Raw genomic sequence first — 19,157 nt, forward strand, 5'->3', positions numbered from 1 at the left:
CCTATTTGATTTCTGCAATGGTGTTGATGCTGGGTATGGTCTTCAGATTCTTGATGATTTTCTTGAAGTCCTCTTCCCGTTCAACCTCCATGGTGAAGGTTCCCATGAGTTTTCCTTCCTCATCGTCATGCAGCCTCCCTTCGATCAAATGTCCCTTATACTTGCGCAGGGCCCCTTCAATTTCTCCGAAGAGATCATAGGTGCGTTTACTCGTCACACTGAAGCGCTTGGTCAGCTTGGGGAATTCCGTTTCCCATTCAACCTCGATGGAGCGGTCGACGATTTCGCTCATATTCTTAAGATTCGGGCAATCGCGCTTATGGACGATGATTCCCCTTCCTCGGCTGATATAGCCGACGATGTCATCCCCTCGCACCGGTGAGCAGCATTGGGCGATATGGATCATCATGTTCTTTTCATCACCGACGCGGAATTTCACCTTCTTTGCGTCAAAAACCTGTCGGACGATGTTCTCATCATCCAAGGGCGGCTGGATGACCTGTTGCGGCTCCGTTTTCACCGGAGGTTCGACGGTTTTGCGTTTTGCGATGATATCCTTGTCAATGAGGATGTTCTCATCGAATTTGTTGAGCCATGCCTTGATTTTCTTGCGTGCGCTGTTTGTCTGGGCATAGCGAAGCCATTGCAGATGCGGCCGTGCATTGGGGCTTGTGAGAATCTCTATGACCTGGGTATTCTTCAACGGTGCATTCAGGGGAATGATCGAGCCATCCGCCTTCGCTCCGGTAGTATGGTTGCCTACCTCCGTGTGAATCTGATAGGCGAAGTCCAAGGCGGTGGCATTCGCCGGCAGTTCCACGATATGGCCTTGGGGGGTGAATACGTAGATGGTGTCCTTCAGCAATTCGCCTTTGATGTCATCCATATAGGATTCACTGGTCTCTATCTCGTTCGACCAGGTTTTCAGCTTGCTGATGATGCGGGAGAACTGTTCATTGTCCATATTGGACCACGCACCGCTCTCACTGCCTGTTTCCGCCTTGTAGGTCCAGTGGGCGGCGACACCGTATTCCGCGGTGAAGTGCATTTCCTTGGTCCGGATTTGGATCTCCAGCAATTTGCCATCCAGCGCCATAACGGTCGTATGGAGGCTTTGGTAGTTGTTCGCTTTGGGCATGGCGATGTAGTCCTTGAAGCGACCCTCGATGGGCGGCCAAAGCCTATGGACAACCCCGAGGATTGTATAGCACTCGGTAACCGTGTTGCACAGAATGCGCACCCCAAGGATATCGAAGATTTCGTCGATTTCCTTTTTACGCTTCTTCATCTTCATATAGATCGAATAGGTATGCTTCGCCCTGCTGGTCACCAACACGTCGCTGAGCTGGGCATCGCCGCATGCACGGTAGATGGATTTCTCGATCCTGCTCAAATATGCTTTCTGTTCGCTTTTCTTGCTTAACAAGTATTCCTGGATGTAGTTGAAGGTATCGGGTTTGAGAACCTTCAGACTCAAGTCCTCCAACTCATCCTTCAGCCATGAGATACCCAGCCGGTCGGCGAGCGGGGCAAAAATGTCCAGGGTGTCCCCGGCTATTTCCCGGGCGCGCTCCGGGTTCAGGTGCTGGATAGTACGCATGTTGTGCAGCTTGTCGGCGAGTTTGATGATGATGACCCTGATGTCCTTGCTCATGGCGAAGAACATCTTTCTGATCGTCTCCGCTTCCTGCAGGCTTTTGTTCATCGTCTTGAGATTTGCTATCTTGGTTTCGCCTTCCACCATGTCGGCGACGCTGTTCCCAAAGAAATTGGCCAATTCCTCATGCGTCGTATCCGTATCTTCCAGCGTGTCATGCAACAATCCGGCGCAGATCGTGTCGGCATCCATCTTGAGCTGAATAAGGATTTCACCGACGGCAAGCGGGTGGATGAGGTACGGCTCCCCGCTGGCACGCTTCTGGTTCTCATGCTTGCTGGCGGCAAAACTGGCGGCGGCAAGTATTTTCTCTTGGTCGGCCTTGGGATATTTGTTTGCTTTCTGGATGAACCGTTCGATCAGTTGTTCGTACATGTGTGCACCCCCCAGACAACCCTGTCCAATCCCGCCAAATCCTGTTCAATGGTTACAGACCCAAATTGGTGTGCAACCAGCATAGCCGCAACCTGCTTGGCCTGTCGATAGTCACACTCCAAAAAGAGTGCCCCTCCGTTTCTGAGATATCGAGTACTTTGCGCAACCAGCGTTCTGATCAGATCCAACCCGTCACTCCCAAACCCATCCAAGGCGAGCCTGGGTTCCCAGGACACCTCCTTGCTTACTTGCTCGCACCAGGTTGCATTCAGATACGGAGGGTTGCTGACGATGATGCCGTAGGTTTGTGCTGCATGTGCCAAAAGATCATCTTCCACCAACGGCAGGCTGTGCCCCAACAGGGCTCTTGCATTCGAGTCGGCAACCTGCAAGGCGTCGTTGCTGATGTCACTGAGGGTCACCTCTACGTCCAGCTCCAATGCCAAGGTAATCCCGATGGCCCCACTTCCGGTACAGACATCGATGATCGGGAGAAGAGAAGCGCGGTCTTTGGTATGGGCGAACGCAAGTACAGCCTCGATAAGTGTTTCCGTATCGGGACGGGGGATCAAAACCCGTTCATCCACCGCGAACGGCCTGCCGAAGAATTCCTTCTCCTTGAGTATGTATGCCATCGGTTTGTGCGCAAGGCGTTGGGAACGCAGGACGGAGAGATTTGCCAGCTCTTGCTCGGAGAGAGTGTGATCATGGGCGATCAACTGCTGAATCTGATCCATGCCGGTGGCCTTCTGTAACAAAAGACGGGCGTCAAGATCGGCACTTTCGTCCAATTTGGCTTGCTTGAGCAGGCGTACGGTTTCCGCCTTCCATTGCACAATCGTCACTGGTTAGGATTCCTTCAGGGCAGCCTCGCCGGCGGCTATCTTCAATGCCTCCACCACCTCGTCAAGCTGTCCGGCAAGAATCAATTCCAACTTGTACAAAGTCAGATTGATCCTATGGTCGGTCAAACGGTTTTGCGGAAAATTGTAGGTACGGATGCGTTCACTGCGGTCGCCTGAGCCAACCTGGCTTTTGCGAGCCTGTGCCCGTTCCTTTTGCTTTTTCTCTTCCTCCAGATCATACAAGCGTGAACGCAGAACCCGCAGGGCCTTCGCACGGTTCTTGATCTGGCTTTTCTCATCCTGGCAGATGACGACGAGGCCGGTTGGAAGGTGGGTCAGCCTGACTGCACTGTCAGTGGTGTTGACGCATTGGCCACCCGGACCACCGGCGCGCATGACGTCGACTTTCAAATCTTCCTGACGGATCTCGATATCGGTTTCCTCCGCTTCGGGCAGTACCGCCACGGTCACCGCACTGGTATGGATGCGTCCACCGCTCTCGGTTTCCGGCACCCTCTGTACCCGATGCACCCCGCTTTCCCAGCGAAGCGAACCATATACGTCTTTTCCGCTGATGGATACGACCAACTCCTTATATCCCCCGATGCCGGTCTCATTGGTGGAGAGAATTTCCATCTTCCACCCCTTTGCATCGGCGAAATGCGAATACATGCGGAATAAATCGGCTGCAAACAGGGCTGCTTCGTCGCCGCCTGTTCCGGCTCGGATCTCCATGATGATATCCTTGCCCTCCAAGGGATCAGGGGGGATGAGCAACAGCTTGGTTTTCTGTTCGCTCTTCTCCAAGGCGGCTTCGAGTTCATGCAATTCCTCACGGGTAAGATCCAACATCTGTGGATCATCCTCTTCCTTCAAGAGCTGCTGGGCATCGGCGATTTGCTTGTTCAGGCTCTGCATGGTTTTCAGTTCATCAATGATCGGTGCAAGATGTGCGCGTTCCTGATTGAGGCTCTTATAGAGCTTCATATCCTGCATTGTCTCTGGACGACTGAGTTTGTCATCTATATCTGCAAGCTGCTTTTCATATTCGGGCAGTTTCTTCAGCATGGGTATCTCCTAACAGCAAAGTATACAAAAGTGCCGCCGCTTTGCATAGCGTTGCTAGATATCCAGTTGTTTGAGTAATACCCGGTTTTCTTCCACTTGTGCAGGACCGAGATGGTTCATCTTCAAAAACAACAATCCCCCCCCGAGAAAGAACAGGGCTGGAATTACCCCCATATGCAGCCGAATTCCGATTCGTGCACGCTCTGTCACCGCATCAGGGTTGAAAGCGGTCAGTTCATGGACGAGGAAGAAGACAACCGCTTGGCTGGCATAGCTGAAGCGCATGAAAAATGCCCGCATACCGAATACCACCCCGTCGTCACGCCTATGTTGTTGGACCACCAGGTTGTCGATCACATCGGCCATGGCAGGACTCATGAAGGTCCAGAATCCTCCGAATCCCAGGCCCCAGAGGGCCATGACAACGATGTATGCGGTAAGGTTGGAAAGGAAGGTCAAGGGGAATGCGAAGAGTGCAAGGAAGAGGGAGCAAATGAAGAGCATTTTCTGGTTGTTCTTCAAATGTTTGGCCACTTGGGTCCAGAGCAGAATTGAAAGCAAGGTGCCGACGAGCATGCCGGCAAAGATCGGGGTAGCTTGGTTGCTTTTCGCCTGGAGTACATATTTGACCACATAGTTGATGCTGGCGGTCATCAACATGCATCCACTCTGATACATAAAGAGCAAGATTACGAAAGCAAGGAGGTCCTTGTTTTTCAAGGCCTTGCGCATCTGGCTGAAAAATGAAGGTGCCTCATGTTGTTGCTGTTGCGCAAACCGCTTGATCATATCCTTTGTCTCAAAGACTCCATACCCGAATAAAACCGAGGAGACCAGACTGACGGCGGCAATGATGAGCGCGCAGGTGAAATAGCTTGCACGATCCCCATAGGAGAAAAACAGGGGAGGGATGATGAATCCACTGGCAATTCCCAGCACGCCGATGCCCGTTCCGATGGCGGCCGTTTCGGTGCGTTCCTTCTGGGAACGGAACTTGTCTGCATAGATGCTTTGGTAATTCACTTCCCACAAGCTGTACAGCCCGTCAAAGAGGCAAATGGTGATGAGCATCCATAAGAACACGGGTACCGGCTGGGTTTTTGCATTCCAACGCTCGGGGACCGAGAAGATCAGGACGAAAGAGACGCTGGAAAACACCAAGCCGAGTATGATCCAAGGGAACCGTCTGCCCAGGAGCTTGGAAAAAGGGGCCCGTTTGTTGGTGATGTATCCGATAACCGGATCATTGACTGCGTTCCATACCGAATACAAAATGGTTGCGATGGCGGCATAGACTGCCGGCAATCCCACTTCGGTCTCATAAAACATGAACACGATGGACCCGAACGCACCGGTGAGGAACTCTGCGATGAACCGCCCCATTCCATAGGAAACCATACTGCCTTTCGTAGCCATACAACACCTTCCTTGCCTTTCACTTATACTGTAGGCAAGGAGGTGTGTCAAAAAGAAATTTGAGGTTTCGGATCCTAATGCTTGTCCGCGGTGAATCGTACGACCATATGCACGACCGCCGGTTGGTTCGATTCGTTGGAAATTGAGTGTTCGACGTCGCAATGGTAGACCAGAAAGTCGCCTTTCTTGATCTCCGCCAGATTCTCCCCGACTTGGACTTTCACCGTACCTTTGACCACGGTAAGGAATTCCTGGGTCCCCGGATAGTGGGGTTCACTGGCCAGCTTGCTGTGAGCCTCGAAGGTCAGCAGGTACATTTCCAGTTCCTCCACCATGTTCAGCGGGCTGAGGATCCGGATCGAAACCCCGTTCTCATGGGTTTCAAGCTTGGGGGCGTCCTCCCCTGCCGGATTGAGGGAAAACACCCGCTTGGGCTGATCATCGGTGTCGAGCAGGTCATTCAGTTCCACATTGAGCCCCCGGGCTATCTTCCATACGGTTGCTACGGTAGGATTGACCTTGTCGGATTCAATCTGGCTGAGCATCGCCTTGGAAACTCCCGAACGTTCGGAGAGTACATTGAGGGTGAGCTTGCGGCTGGTGCGTAGACGTTGGATGTTTTTGCCGATCATCGGAGGGTTTTCCATTTCAGTGCTCCTGCAGGGTAAAAAGTTTGACATAGTGAAATGAGTTTACTATAATGAACATATCCATTGTAAGCTGGGTTGTGTGTCTTGTCAACGCTGGAGGTATTCATGAAGAACATCCTGATCATTGGTTCATTGGGCCAACTGGGCTCGGAAATCGCCCTTGAATTACGTAAGCGCTATGGTGCGGACAACGTGGTGTTGACCGACATCCGTGATGATGTGAACCGACCGTTGGTGGAAGGCGGTCCTTTTTACAAAGTCGATGCACGCGATGGGGATGCAGTGGAAAAAATTGTACATGACCATCAGATCGACACCATCTATCACTTGGCAGCCATTCTCTCGGCACGGGCGGAGAAGGACCCTCTGCAAGCCTGGAATCTGAACATGGGCGGATTGATCACTTCACTGGAAGTAGCCCGAAGGCATGATTGTTCGGTCTTCACCCCGTCTTCAATCGGGGCGTTCGGACCGACCACCCCCAAGCAATTCACTCCCCAGGATACCATCCAGCGGCCTACCTCCATCTATGGGGTCACCAAGGTTGCAGGAGAGTTGCTTTGCGATTATTATTATCATAAATACGATGTGGACACCCGTGGCATTCGCTTTCCCGGGGTGATCAGCAACTTGACGCCTCCCGGAGGTGGTACCACCGACTATGCGGTGGAGATTTATTATGAAGCGGTGAAGCAGCATCACTATACTTGTTTTTTGAGCGGAGATACCTATCTGGATATGATCTACATGCCGGATGCAGTACAGGCTGCCATCCAGATCATGGAAGCAGATCCTGCTCGGCTGAGGCATCGAAACGCCTTCAATATTGCAGCTATGAGCTTCTGCCCTGAAGAGCAGGCTGCATACATCAGGACCCATATTCCTGATTTCACCATCAGTTATGATATCGATCCGGTAAAGCAGGCCATTGCCGATTCCTGGCCTGACAGCCTGGAGGATTATGCAGCCCGGGTCGAGTGGGATTGGAAACCGAAGTATGATCTTGCCACGATGACCAAGGATATGCTTGAAACCATTCAAAGGAGAGGTGTATGAACCAACAGGTACGTGAACAACTTCAGGCGTTTCTTGCTGAGCAGGAACGAGCCGGGCTTTTGAAACGGGAACGGATTTTGAGCAGTCCCCAGAGCAGCCGAATTGAAGTGGGCTCGCAAAAGGTCCTGAATTTCTGTGCAAACAACTATCTGGGACTTTCCGACAACCAACAAGTGATCCAGGCAGCCAAGGATGCGATGGATACGTGGGGGTATGGACTCTCATCGGTACGTTTCATTTGCGGAACGCAGGAAATCCACAAGGAGTTGGAGCGCAGGATCAGCTCGTTTCTCCAGACCGATGACACCATATTGTTCTCTTCCTGCTTTGACGCCAACGGCGCTTTGTTCGAACCCCTGCTGGGCGAGTCGGATGCGGTGATCAGCGATGAACTGAATCATGCATCGATCATCGACGGCATCAGGTTGTGCAAGGCTCAGCGTCTGCGCTACAAGCACAGCGACATGGAAAGTTTGAAACACTGCCTGGAGGAAAGCCAAGGGTGCGGACGCCGGCTCATCGCCACTGACGGGGTGTTCTCCATGGATGGGGATGTTGCCAAGCTCAAGGAGATTTGCGCCTTGGCCGAGCAGTACGATGCTTTGGTCATGGTTGATGATTCCCATGCCACCGGCTACCTCGGGCCTACGGGGCGGGGTACGGTGGAGTTGTGCGGAGTGCAGGGGAAAGTCGATCTGATCACCACAACCTTCGGAAAAGCTTGTGGGGGAGCAAGCGGCGGCTGTATTTCCGGCTCACAGCTTTTGATCGACCTATACCGGCAACGCGCACGGCCTTACCTCTTTTCCAATACGCTTGCTCCGGCGATTTGCGGTGGTACCTTGAAGGTACTCGACCTCCTGGAGGCAGGCAACCCGTACAAGGAACAGACCATGTACAACGCCCGCCTGTTCCGCAAGTCCATGGAAGAAGCAGGATTCGACTTGGTTCCCGGTGAAACGGCGATAGTCCCGGTTATGATCTATGACGAGCCGAAGGCTGTGGCTCTGGCGGACCGCTTGCTGCAATTGGGAATCTATGTCATCGGATTCTGTTTTCCGGTGGTACCCAAAGGCAAGGCCCGCATCCGGGTGCAACTGTCTGCCACGCATACGCCGCAAGATATCCAGATTGCGGTTGATGCGTTCAAGACGGCAGCGATGGAGATGGGCATTCTCTAACCAAAGATGCGTTTCTCCAATTCCTGCCCATACTGCTTCAAGTCGGCAAGCACTCGTTTCTCCTCGGCGGAGATTTCAGTGCTTGCCATTTTTTCTTCAATCTTACGATTGAAGAAATTCCAGTTCATCTTGATGGCTCCCGGTGGATTCAACGTGCGGTTCGCACAGAAACTGCGCCACTTGCGTTTCTGTTCCTCATTGAGGGCCTCACTCCAATTGCGGGCGACATGCCGAAACAGCATGGTGGGAATGCGGTTATCCTCGAAATCGAGATTCAGTGACAATTTCTCCTTCGGTTGTGCCTGACGGATCAGATTGAACCGCTTTTGGTCGGCATCCGGGAAAAACCGGTCATAGAGCATGAAATCAACATCATCCACGCCTTCGAAGGTATCCTGTACATTTCGGGCGATCATCAGCAGCGAAGGATGATCGAGCAATTGCTGATGCCTCAAAAGGGCTAGCTTCTTGTCCAAGCCCAGTTTGATCGCCAATTGGTCGGTGAGTACGTTCAAAGGTGAGACAAAGGGACATTTGTTGATCGAGAGGGTGAACACGCCGTCGATTTTCATCAGTGTTTCGGCTGTGGCGGTCAACAACGGGGTGGTGTCCTTGGAAAGATCGAAGCAGATGATTGCATTGGCATTGCTCTTCATATGGGTGATCGGGGTGACCAACCGCGAACACCCTTCCTGTTTGCTGAAGAATGCAGCGGTATACAGCACCGGATCCCCGAAGGGGGTCTGTACCACCTTTTTGACCTGGGTTTTTATTCTGAGTGTAAAATAGTAATCGTACAGCTTTGGCTGCTTTTCCTTGATCAACCGGGCGATGTTGATGGTAGCCCGTACATCCACCAGCGCGTCATGCGCCCCCACCTGTTCGATATCGTTCGCTTGTGTCAGGGACGTAAGGCGGAAGGTGGGATTTCCCGTCTCTTCCTTGCGTGGCGGCCAGCTGATGCCTTCCGGGCGTAGGTCGTAGGCCGCCCGAACCAGATCGATGATATCCCACCGGCTGCAGTTGTTTTCCCATTCCCTCCTGTAGGGATCGAGAAAGTTCCGATACAAGGCGTTTCGGATGAATTCATCATCGAAACGAATGTTGTTGAAGCCGGCTACGACGGTATTGGGCTTGGAAAACTCTGCATTGATGCGCTCGATCATTTCGCTTTCGCACATTCCCTTGCTGTTGACTTCCTGTGGGGTGATCGAGGTGATGGTGCAGGAAAGCGGGTCGGGCAGATAATCGTCACTGAGCCGACAATAGAGGACGACCGGCTCTCCGATCGGGTTGAGAGCCAGATCGGTGCGCTGTCCTGCGAATTGGGCGATGCGGTCGTACCTGCTGTCCAGGCCGAAGGTTTCCAGGTCATACCAGAAGATGGTGTTTTGCGGTGCACGAGTACTCATGGGTGTGATTGTACCACATTCGACCACTTCTGTCTTTTTTCTTGCCTATGGTTGTTCTCTTTGCAACAGTGAACTAGAATGAAGGATAAGGATGAAAAAGAAAGGTTTCGCCACACTTTTGGTATTGGTTGTTCTCCTCGCTCCTGTCGGTGCCAAAACCCCGACAGCCAATGATGTGACCGTTGCACTCGCTGCAATCACCGATTCAACCATTTGTGCAGTTGCTGCTTTCCTCAATTCGCCGGCCTTGGACCTTCCGGGGAGCTCGCTCCATTTCAAAGCCAACCAAACACTGCCTTCCATCCTGATATTCCAGGACTCCGACATCGGCACCTACCTGGAAGTGTTCCAGAAGACAAAACAAGCAAACCTTTCCTTTTTCGCTTCCTTGTTGGAAGCTGCCAAAGGACCGCTCAACGATGTTGCCATCCAATTCTTGACCGTGCATGACTGGCAGAAGGGACAAGCCATCCTCAAAGGTGCCGCGGTTACCGAGTGGGGGGAAGGGGTAAGTCTTGCAAGTCTGATGACCACCGTCGTGACCACCGGACGCTTTCCTTCGGTGACGGTCTCTGCCGATGTGGTGGTGCAGGGCAAACGGGTCAGTACCCCTGTTCGGGTGGAAGGCACTTTCATGCTACACTCAGACGAAGACGGATATTTTGCGGTAGAACCGCTTACACTGCGAATCAATGGGGAGGGACGGGAGGTCTAGGTCGGCCTTTCGCCCTTCGGTAAGGAGGAATCATGTCCGATATTGTCCAGAAGACCACAACCTTTCTACGGAGTTGGGGGATAGACCCGGACTCTGTTGATATGCATCAGTTGCTCGATACCTTTCTGAGCGAAATGGAAAACGGCTTGGGAGGTCGTGAGAGTTCATTGAAAATGATTCCCACCTACACCGAGGTGATCGGATCCCTGCCTACCGAACAGCCGGTGATCGTCCTGGATGCAGGAGGCACAAACTTCCGCACCTGTCTGGTTACCTTCGACACGCAAGGGAAGGCTCGGATTGAGGACTTCCGGAAGGTCTCGATGCCTGGGGTCAAGCAGGAGGTAAGCGCCGCCCAGTTTTTCAGCGCTTTCGCCGATGAGGTGGAACGGCTGATCGACAAGAGCGATCGCATCGGGTTTTGCTTTTCCTATGCGGCGGCTATCACCTCCGATCACGATGGTATCCCTTTGGTTTTCTCCAAGGAAATCAAAGCCCCCGAAGTCATTGGTAAGCCGGTTGCAGCAAACCTTCTGGATGAGCTGGAGCGACGAGGGCATGATGTTTCAAGAAAGAAGGTTGCGGTCCTCAACGATACCGTGGCAACCTTGCTCGCCGGCCAAAGTGAAGCCAGCGACATTCCCTACAGCGGGTATATCGGATTCATCCTGGGAACCGGAACGAATACCGCCTATGTGGAACAGAACAATGCGATCGGGAAGCTTGGACTATTCGATGGAAGAAGTCAGATCATCAACATAGAATCGGGAAATTTCGATTATTGTCCGAGCAAGCTCGACCGGGAATTCTTCGACTCCACCAAACAACCCGCATATTATCATCTGGAAAAGATGATCAGCGGAGCCTATCTCGGACCGCTGAGCAGTCTGGTCATCCAGAAGGCCGTCGAGACGGGATTGCTGAGCAAGACCTTCGCCGAACGGTATGCAGCCCTTGGTCCGGTGAGCACGACGGTGATGAGCAATTATCTGGAGATGCCGTTCAACGAGGAATATGCCTTGGTTGCCTGTTGTTCCGGCAATGAGGATGATGCAATCGCTTTGTGGATGATTCTCGAGGCTTTGATAGCCCGTGCCGGGAAACTGACCGCAGCGAATCTTGCTGCGACCGTGTTGAAGAGTGGAGCCGGTACCGATCCTCGTCGCCCGGTCTGCATCAATGCCGACGGGACCACGTTCTATAAGACCGAGTTCCTGAAGAAGTACACCGAATATTATCTGCAAACCTATTTGCAGGACGAGCGCAAGCGGTACTATAAATTTGTACGCATCGAGGATTCTCCGACACTCGGGGCTGCCATCGCGGGTCTGAGCGTCTAGCAGGTTTGCCTATGGCCGATTGTTTCTCGCTGGCCCAGCGCAGCAGGATCATGGCAAGCATCAAGGCGAAGGATACCAAAGCTGAACGGGTGGTCCGTACCTACCTGTTCCGCAAAGGGTTCCGTTATCGTCTCAATGACAACCGTCTTCCCGGCAAGCCCGATATCGTCCTGCCGAAATACAAGACGGTTGTTTTTGTGAACGGATGCTTCTGGCATGCACACGAGCATTGCAGGCATTTTATTATTCCAAAGACAAACCGTCCGTTCTGGGAACAAAAGCTTAAGAAGAATCGCGAACGTGACCAACGGGTTTGTGCTCAGTTGTTGAGTATGGGCTATCAGGTGCTGGTTGTGTGGGAATGCGAATTGTCTCCCGCCGACAGGCGGGAGCAAACGCTTTTAGGATTGGTCAATGAAATCTGGCAGTCCGGTTAGGCGAGATCCGATCGTGCAATCAGATCCCTATGCCATGCCAACAAAAAGTCATGACGGTTTTGGTCATCCGTCTTGCAGTCGACCAATACCCGGAACACCGGTTCTGTCTTGCTGCCGCGCATCCACATGACATCGGTGATGAGTCCCTCCTCGTCCTTCAGGAGAACACTGTACCCCCCGCTGTAGGGAGCATGTCGGAAGGTTTCTCCCATTCCCTCGGTACACACAATCCCTTCGGTTTGCAGGATTGTATAGGAATGGATGCCCATCGCCGCCAGCTGTTCCTTCTTGGATTCCCAATCGGAAAGGAACAGGACTTCATACCGGTTCTTCAGAACCTGGTGGCTTTGGTGGATGTTCATCTTCCCATCCTTGGAGAAGGCTCCTGTTGTCGTATAGACGGGAAGGCTTTCAATGATTCGCTCCAGGCTGATGGGATGGGGAACATCCAAGCCGTTCGAACGGAACCAGAGCTTGGGAATTTCACGGTTCCGCAGCAGCTTGATCAGGCTCAGCAACGTGTTCAATGGATCCCTGACTTTTGCAGGAAATGTGATGTTCCCTCCGTTTGAGCCTTCTCCCAGAATTGGGACAAGATACCCTTCCTCCCGTTTTTGCTGGGCAAGCTGAACGACATTCGCCTCCCCGACCTCGCAACGGAAGACCTCGGCATCGAACGCCTGTGCAATCTGCTCTATTCTGCGGGATGTAGGGCCGTTCACTACGGTGGCAAGCAATGCCTTCGGATATTTCAGACGGGTTTGGGAGAGTTCGGCAAGCACCACCAGGGCAAACACATTCTGTGCCTCAAGAATATGGGCCGTACCGGTTTTCTCCTCGATATACACCAGATTTCCCCGATCACCATCATTGTCGGGAACATATCCCAGGCGGAAGGCTGCATCTTTCTGGTAGAGGGCTGAAAGTGTATCTCGGCACAATGAAAGATTTTCCCCCTCCGGAACGATGGCATGCACCACATCGCCCGGTCTGTCATGCAGGAAATAGGTTTTCACGCCCAAACGTCCGAGGATATTCTGGTCTATGCTGACCGAACGGGCGCTGCCGTTCAGTTCCCCGACCACGCCCAGCGCCTGCTTCTTGTGCTCCTGCTGCAGCCCCGCGATAAAGCGTTTGTGTTCAATGGGGTCGTCGCTTTTGGCGGCGGTACTCAGGATGAAGGTCTCGTAGCGGTCAAGGCTTTGTTCCTGTTCTTTTTTCACCGCTTCCAGAACGGTGCGATACACCTTGGGGTCCAGAGCGGTTACACACGCTTGCACGTACGAGACGGCATTTTCCTCTTCCTTGACCAGGGTCCTGAATATCCGGCTTAATTGTTCCGCTTCCTCGCCACTGTATACGCCTCCTTGTTTTCCAAACTTGAAGCCGTTGTGTCCGATCGGATTGTGGCTTGCTGAGATGTACAAAAATGCATCGGCCTCTTGGGGATGCAGATTGCAATCAGCCATGATCTGTGGGGCAGGGGTAATGAAGAGATATCTCACCTTGCAGCCCAGTGACAGGAGTGTCCGAACGACGATATCTCCAAGTATCCGTCCCGTGGGTCGGGCATCCAAGCCGACCAAGATGGTGACATCACCCATGGTATGGGAAGGTCTACCGACCTGTACCGCCTGTTTCTGTGCCGCCGGCAAGCCGAGATGGCGTGCGAGAGCGAGGGCTGCAAGCGAGGCTAGCACGGCATCCTGGTCCTGTATTTCGTAGGTGGCATCTTCCTCATCCCCGCTTTTGGCGAAAACCTTCCGCCAACCGGAAGAAGAGAGAATCATGGAATCCAGGGCTGCGTGCAAAGTCTGCCTGCTCGGCGGCGTGAAGGCAAGGCACTGCAGTTGGTCATCGGCAATAGGAAGGTGGAAACGGGTGTCGTAGATGAGCATAAGACCTCCATGGAGCGAGTATATCATATATTGCCATGTTTGCAGATGTACGATAGTGTGAATCTATGCTACCCAATTGTGCCGCAATCCATGATCTATGCTGTTATGCAAAGAGTTCTCTGACGGTGGTGCTCCCCGTTTTGGAAGCACAGGGGGTGGAGTGTTCTCCGCTTCCCACCGCATTGCTCTCCAGCCAGACCGATGGATTTACATCCTACCATTTTCGCGATGCGACCGACGACCTTGAGGCCGTACTTTCTGCATGGGAACAGCTCTCCCTTTCCTTCGATGCCGTCTATTCGGGATTTCTGGGGAGTGCAACCCAGGTTTCGGTGGTCGAACGGTTCATACGGCAACAGCGTGAACATACCGATCCTCTGGTTCTGGTCGATCCGGTCCTGGGGGATGATCAAATGCTCTATGGCCCGATCACCATGCAACAGGTGAAGGCGATGCGCTCTTTGGTGAAGCTTGCCGATGTCATCACCCCCAATACCACCGAGGCTGCCTTGCTGCTCGATCAGCCGATGCGCCCTGTCTTCGATGAGAGGACTGCCTTGGAATGGGCAGGCCGCCTCGGTGAAGAAACCGGAGCCAGCGTGGTGATCACCAGCGTCGACCTTGGATCGACCAAAGCGGTGGCCGTGCATGATGCCGGCGTTTCCTCTCTTGTTCCCTATGCCTCGATTCCTGTTTCGTATCCGGGCAGCGGAGATTTGTTCGCCAGTCTGTTGTTGGGGAGCTTGGTTCATAAGCAGTCCTTACAAACTTCGGTTTCCCTTGCGATTCAGTTGACATCCCTTGCCATAGCACGGACACTGGATGCAGGATACGAACGACGGCACGGTATCGCTCCTTCATTGATACTTGATGAACTGACAAAGAGATATATGCGTCATGGGATGTGATGTCCTCGTGCTTGCTTCCAGTAGCCGAGAATTGGAAGGAGTCCTAACAAACATAAGCACCCCGCTCTCGATCGCTGGAGAGACGGTGGGAGTCGGAAAGGTATGCAGTGCCGTTTCCACCATGCAGGCATTGGAGCGATATAGACCCAGAATGGTGGTCCTGCTCGGCTATGCCGGAGCTTTGGATCCTGAATTGGCGATCGGGGATGGAGTCATTGCCACGAAGGTAATCCAGTATGACCTGGACCTTCGGCCCTTCGGCTTGGCGATCGGGCAGACCTACGATGCTGAAGGGAAGCCTCTGAGCGGGGAACTGCCCTTGCAAACCTACGATCTTCCATCATTCAAAGCGGTTGTGTTCGGGAGTGCCGATCGTTTCTTGGTGCGTTCCTATCGACAGGAGCATCCCGAGCTGCGTACGGTTCTTGGATTGGATTGTGCGGACATGGAAGGGTTTTCCGTTGCTTCGGCATGCCGTGCACACGGCATTCCCCTGACCATGATCCGGGTTGTCAGTGATGACGAGCAGGGGCACCGCCCGAAGGATTATGCAAAGTTTGTAAGGAATGCTTCCAAAACCTTGTCACGCGGACTTCAGCTGTTGCTTGATGTCCCCAGTGAGAAATCCCCCACCAATTTATAGACCGATCCGTCCTTCTGCAAGGAAATTTCCCGCTCCCCGAGATAGATGGGGATGATTGTCTGCAGATACTGCATGGCAGCTTCCTCAATCTGTTTTCGATCCTCCTCCTTCACCGGCGAGAGTGTCCTGATCTCCACCGATACGATGTACCCTCGACCGTATTCACTGCCGTAGCCGAGGGTGAATTGGGTACCGGTGGAAAAGAGTCCGTCGTAGGCGTTGCTGGCGGCCTTCCCCCTGGCCAGACGGTTGGGATGCAACGGATAGCGCATGCCGAAGGAATCCTCCAGATAGCGGTCAAGGTCATCGCAAAGAAGACGCATCTTATGTTCCAGCTCGACTTGTTTGGGATGAGAGCTCACTTCAGGCTGTCCCCCTCGTCGATCTGATAACGGTCCAGGAAATTGTAATAACTGGAAAGAGCGGGGTTGTCGCTCGGAGGAAGCGGGATTGGATCCTGCTTCTGACTGGGAAGGACCACTTCCTTTGCCCCCAAGGTTAGTTGGTCAAACCGGTTTCGCCTACTCAAGAGGCGGGCAAATTCGGTAAGGGTCTCCTCATTGGCATGGTAGATGCGCTGGGCGCCTTCTCGCATGGCCGAAAGGGCAAGGTTGCTGGTTTCATCGAGTTTGTACTCATCGCCGAGCTGTCCATGGATCCTGGTATACGAGAGATCGGGGATGCTCCGGGCTATGTGGTCGACCACCTGCATCTGGGCGGTGGCATAGATTTTTTGGATGGGTGCGCCTTTGGCCGGGTCGATCCAGCCGATGACCCCGGTACCCGCCCCGCTGACCTTGAAGGTGAAGTCGCTGCTGGCGGTCGAGAGTGAGAGGATGTGGAATTTCTTTGCATCCGGATACAGACGTTTTGCTTCGGTATATGCATAGAGGGTCGGGTTGTTGGCAACCACCCCGCCGTCGACGAGTGTCTGCATGATCTGTTCCTGTCGGTCATAGAGGTAGGCGGGTTTGAAGAAGGTGGGTGCGGCACTGGTTGCCCGTGCAGCCTCCCAGAACAGGAATGCATGGCTGTCAGATGAACTGAGGATGAATGGCCGTCCGTTTGCCGCATCATAGGTGGTGACCAGGGTGGGGACGATCGCCTCTGACAAGGGGACGTCGGAAAATGTCTGTTTCAAAAACCGTTCCAACGGTTCAGCATCATATTTGTCGATGAAAATCTGACTGAAGATCCTTCCTTGGTTCTTGGGAAAAATCTGGCGGCCATGCTGAAGATAGAGGCTTTCCAAGGAATTGACGAGTACACCGAACGGGAGGGTTCCCTTCAGTGTTTCCTGTTTGGGCCGTCTCAGGACTTTCTGCCAGAATGTCTGTTCCTGCTCCTCATAAATATAGCTGACATATCTGCTGTCGACTTCGAGGCCGGTTCGTTCAACCGGTGTCGAGAGTGCAAGTGCCAGAAGGCCTCCGGTGGATGTCCCTGCGATCAAGTCGAAATGGGAGTACAGGGGGCGGTTATCCCCCAATTCCTCCAGAAGAGCGCTTAGTTTTGCAAGCAATACTGCAGGTACAATGCCACGCATCCCTCCTCCGTCTATGGAGAGGATGTATCGTTCTTCAGATGAAGCGGATGCGGATGGTCGATGCAGCAAGGTACGCTCAAGCATATGATAAGAGTGATGAATTTGGCCTTGCGGGTCAAGCATCCCAAGTAATACGGTTGTTTTCAGGTATACATTATTACCATGCATACTATTCCTAATTAAGAACGATATATATGATTACTATGATTCTCTGCTCCTTCGACTCTATGCGAAGCACCCACTTTTGGATAGACTTACAATCAGGAGTTGAAGGATGGATGAACAATTGTTGCAAGCGTATACCTCCTGCCGGCTTTGCCCCAATTACTGCCACGTGGACCGTCTGAGCGGAAAGCGGGGTATTTGCGGGGAAAATGCCACTGTTCGGGTAGCCTGGGCTGGTTTGCATAAAGGAGAGGAGCCTCCGGTAAGCGGAACGCATGGCTCGGGGATGATTTTTTTCAGTGGATGCCCCTTGCATTGCGCGTATTGTCAGAACCATCAGATTTCAGGAAAGAGCGAGACGGGAAGTGATGCAGTTGGGATTGAACTGCACATTGATGAGCTTGTACGCATCATGCTCGGTTTACAGGAGATGGGGGCGACGAACCTGAACCTGGTTACCGGTACGCATTTCATACCTTCCATCATTGCAGCGTTGCATATTGCCCGGGAACAAGATTTGGTGTTGGATGTTGTTTGGAACAGTTCCGGTTTTGAATCACCAGAGGGCCTTTCCTTGATCGATCCATATGTTGACCTCTACCTGGTTGACGTTAAGACCCTGGACTTGCAGGTAAGTGCCGAATTCTGTGCACAGACCTTATATGCCAAGAAAATTCAAGCAGTCATGGATTTTTTGGTAGATCGACATCCTCGGACCTATGAGGATGCGAAGGGAAACCTCAAGGGACTGCTGGTACGTCATCTGGTATTCCCGAATTCCTTGAAAGCAAGTCTCGAAGTGCTCCGTTATTTCGCCGGAACCTTGAAAGAGCATGCCTACCTATCGTTGATGGTCCAGTTTGAACCACCGAAACAGAATGTGCTGTTTCCTCCGATTACCCAATACGAGTACGACCTATTGCTTCAGACTTTGGAGGATTTGGATATCGAGGATGGGTTTGTCCAGGAATTAGGGGAAAACGTCTCCTGGATACCTGATTTTACCCAGGAGAATCCGTTTCCCGAGGATTTTGCGGTTCCTCTTCCCCTATTCCAGCAGATTATGCGTTCTCGGAACCGATGACCGTCCCGACGAACGAACGACCATAAAGAATATCCATCGTATTGGGGATGTTCCTTCCATCGGCACAGACAACATACATGCCCATCTTCTCCGCACGCCCACTGGCGATCGGGTCGAAGGGTGTGTTCTTGCCAGGGGTCCAGGTATCCCCGACCATGGTTCGGTACGCTTCCCAGGAAATGCTGTCCAATGGCTGGGCATCGGGATTCTTCTTCGGGTCATCGGTGTAGACTTTGGCGATGTTGCTGAGGTTGATGATCAACTTGCCTTCGAATCGCTCGGCAAGGATGACTGCATCATTGTCCGTAGAGAATCCGGGCTTCCATCCTGCCGCTACCAGCACCTGCCCTTGAAAATTGATGTGCCCGGTGGGGTCGGTGATCAGGTTGTCGGTACAAAGATCGCTGAACATCGCCTTGACCAGCTGTCCGTTGAGGTGTGTTGCGCGGATACCCAGCCAATCGAGCTCTTCGCTGTCCATACTGGGATCGATGGCGCGCATCGCTTCCTGATATAGTCGTGCGGGATATCCGCCTCCACACACCAAGATGAGTTTGCGGCTTTTGTCTTCCTGTAAATATATTCTGAGTTCGTGTCCGAGTTGCTTGAGGAAAGCCGAATCGACTTCCTTCGGAGCAATGATGGAACCACCGAGTGAAATAACTGCCAACTTATTCATGAAATCCTCCGTCGGTCATCGTAGCAGATTCTGTCGTTGCCCTCAATCATGAAACACCAAGATTGCATAAAGAGCCGCTACG

Annotated in this window: 18 protein-coding genes; 8 read left to right on the forward strand and 10 right to left on the reverse strand. The window is 52.8% G+C overall.

Features of this window, described 5'->3' with window-relative positions; genetic code table 11:
* Position 1: 1 nt before the first annotated feature.
* The 5 genes from AB7C91_RS02665 to AB7C91_RS02685 all read right to left on the reverse strand — a co-directional run bounded on the left by AB7C91_RS02665 (position 2) and on the right by AB7C91_RS02685 (position 6,008).
* Entirely contained in the window at positions 2 to 2,032 is a 2,031-nt protein-coding gene (locus AB7C91_RS02665) for a RelA/SpoT family protein (RefSeq protein ID WP_332447934.1), read from the reverse strand.
* A complete protein-coding gene (gene prmC / locus AB7C91_RS02670) occupies positions 2,017 to 2,877 on the reverse strand; it encodes a peptide chain release factor N(5)-glutamine methyltransferase (RefSeq protein ID WP_428589051.1) in 861 nt (286 codons plus the stop codon). The genes AB7C91_RS02665 and prmC overlap by 16 nt, the downstream gene beginning before the upstream one ends.
* A 3-nt stretch (positions 2,878 to 2,880) precedes the next feature.
* The gene (gene prfA, locus AB7C91_RS02675) at positions 2,881 to 3,945 is read right to left on the reverse strand and encodes a peptide chain release factor 1 (protein ID WP_332447932.1); all 1,065 of its coding nucleotides are present in this window, start codon (positions 3,943 to 3,945) and stop codon (positions 2,881 to 2,883) included.
* A gap of 54 nt (positions 3,946 to 3,999) precedes the next feature.
* Positions 4,000 to 5,361 carry an MFS transporter gene (locus AB7C91_RS02680; RefSeq protein ID WP_332447931.1) on the reverse strand — a complete coding sequence of 454 codons (1,362 nt, stop codon included), beginning with the start codon at positions 5,359 to 5,361 and terminating at the stop codon, positions 4,000 to 4,002.
* A gap of 74 nt (positions 5,362 to 5,435) precedes the next feature.
* On the reverse strand, positions 5,436 to 6,008 hold the full coding sequence (locus AB7C91_RS02685; RefSeq protein WP_332447930.1) for an XRE family transcriptional regulator: 573 nt from the start codon (positions 6,006 to 6,008) through the stop codon (positions 5,436 to 5,438).
* A gap of 108 nt (positions 6,009 to 6,116) precedes the next feature.
* Here AB7C91_RS02685 and AB7C91_RS02690 point away from each other — a divergent pair, with 108 nt between their 5' ends.
* Positions 6,117 to 7,067: an NAD-dependent epimerase/dehydratase family protein gene (locus AB7C91_RS02690; protein ID WP_332447929.1), complete on the forward strand. Its 951-nt coding sequence runs from the start codon at positions 6,117 to 6,119 to the stop codon at positions 7,065 to 7,067.
* Complete coding sequence (locus tag AB7C91_RS02695; RefSeq protein WP_332447928.1) at positions 7,064 to 8,248, forward strand: glycine C-acetyltransferase; 1,185 nt, start codon at positions 7,064 to 7,066, stop codon at positions 8,246 to 8,248. Before AB7C91_RS02690 ends, AB7C91_RS02695 begins: the two co-directional genes overlap by 4 nt.
* Here AB7C91_RS02695 and sbcB read toward each other — a convergent pair.
* Positions 8,245 to 9,660, reverse strand: a complete 1,416-nt coding sequence (gene sbcB / locus AB7C91_RS02700; RefSeq protein ID WP_332447927.1) for an exodeoxyribonuclease I — start codon at positions 9,658 to 9,660, stop codon at positions 8,245 to 8,247. The two genes, AB7C91_RS02695 and sbcB, sit on opposite strands and share 4 nt — an antisense overlap.
* Before the next feature lie 91 nt (positions 9,661 to 9,751).
* Between sbcB and AB7C91_RS02705 the strand changes: the two genes are divergently transcribed.
* From AB7C91_RS02705 to AB7C91_RS02715, 3 genes are read left to right on the forward strand one after another with little or no spacing between them, the layout of a single operon-like run.
* On the forward strand, positions 9,752 to 10,375 hold the full coding sequence (locus AB7C91_RS02705) for a hypothetical protein (RefSeq protein WP_332447925.1): 624 nt from the start codon (positions 9,752 to 9,754) through the stop codon (positions 10,373 to 10,375).
* A gap of 32 nt (positions 10,376 to 10,407) precedes the next feature.
* Positions 10,408 to 11,715, forward strand: coding sequence for a hexokinase family protein (locus AB7C91_RS02710; RefSeq protein WP_428589058.1), 1,308 nt, complete (start codon positions 10,408 to 10,410; stop codon positions 11,713 to 11,715).
* Positions 11,716 to 11,726: 11 nt separating this feature from the next.
* The gene (locus tag AB7C91_RS02715; protein WP_332447923.1) at positions 11,727 to 12,152 is read left to right on the forward strand and encodes a very short patch repair endonuclease; all 426 of its coding nucleotides are present in this window, start codon (positions 11,727 to 11,729) and stop codon (positions 12,150 to 12,152) included.
* On the opposite strand, the gene AB7C91_RS02720 is transcribed toward AB7C91_RS02715, so the two are convergent.
* Positions 12,149 to 14,050: a phosphoglucomutase gene (locus tag AB7C91_RS02720; protein WP_428589061.1), complete on the reverse strand. Its 1,902-nt coding sequence runs from the start codon at positions 14,048 to 14,050 to the stop codon at positions 12,149 to 12,151. The genes AB7C91_RS02715 and AB7C91_RS02720 overlap by 4 nt on opposite strands.
* 65 nt (positions 14,051 to 14,115) lie before the next feature.
* On the opposite strand from AB7C91_RS02720, the gene AB7C91_RS02725 reads away from it, so the two are divergent.
* Together AB7C91_RS02725 and AB7C91_RS02730 are read left to right on the forward strand one after the other, a co-directional pair.
* Positions 14,116 to 14,958: a pyridoxamine kinase gene (locus AB7C91_RS02725; RefSeq protein ID WP_332447920.1), complete on the forward strand. Its 843-nt coding sequence runs from the start codon at positions 14,116 to 14,118 to the stop codon at positions 14,956 to 14,958.
* Positions 14,948 to 15,601, forward strand: coding sequence for a 5'-methylthioadenosine/S-adenosylhomocysteine nucleosidase (locus AB7C91_RS02730; RefSeq protein ID WP_332447919.1), 654 nt, complete (start codon positions 14,948 to 14,950; stop codon positions 15,599 to 15,601). Before AB7C91_RS02725 ends, AB7C91_RS02730 begins: the two co-directional genes overlap by 11 nt.
* Here AB7C91_RS02730 and AB7C91_RS02735 read toward each other — a convergent pair.
* On the reverse strand, positions 15,553 to 15,924 hold the full coding sequence (locus AB7C91_RS02735; protein ID WP_332447918.1) for a hypothetical protein: 372 nt from the start codon (positions 15,922 to 15,924) through the stop codon (positions 15,553 to 15,555). The genes AB7C91_RS02730 and AB7C91_RS02735 overlap by 49 nt on opposite strands.
* A gap of 35 nt (positions 15,925 to 15,959) precedes the next feature.
* Positions 15,960 to 17,231: a patatin-like phospholipase family protein gene (locus tag AB7C91_RS02740; protein WP_332447917.1), complete on the reverse strand. Its 1,272-nt coding sequence runs from the start codon at positions 17,229 to 17,231 to the stop codon at positions 15,960 to 15,962.
* A 190-nt stretch (positions 17,232 to 17,421) separates the two neighbouring features.
* Here AB7C91_RS02740 and AB7C91_RS02745 point away from each other — a divergent pair, with 190 nt between their 5' ends.
* Positions 17,422 to 18,396 carry a radical SAM protein gene (locus tag AB7C91_RS02745; RefSeq protein WP_428589066.1) on the forward strand — a complete coding sequence of 325 codons (975 nt, stop codon included), beginning with the start codon at positions 17,422 to 17,424 and terminating at the stop codon, positions 18,394 to 18,396.
* Here the strand turns inward: AB7C91_RS02745 and AB7C91_RS02750 are convergent.
* Positions 18,374 to 19,075: a UMP kinase gene (locus AB7C91_RS02750; RefSeq protein WP_428589069.1), complete on the reverse strand. Its 702-nt coding sequence runs from the start codon at positions 19,073 to 19,075 to the stop codon at positions 18,374 to 18,376. The two genes, AB7C91_RS02745 and AB7C91_RS02750, sit on opposite strands and share 23 nt — an antisense overlap.
* Positions 19,076 to 19,157: the final 82 nt, after the last annotated feature.

Source organism: Sphaerochaeta sp., from assembly GCF_050256055.1.
Lineage (GTDB): Bacteria > Spirochaetota > Spirochaetia > Sphaerochaetales > Sphaerochaetaceae > Sphaerochaeta.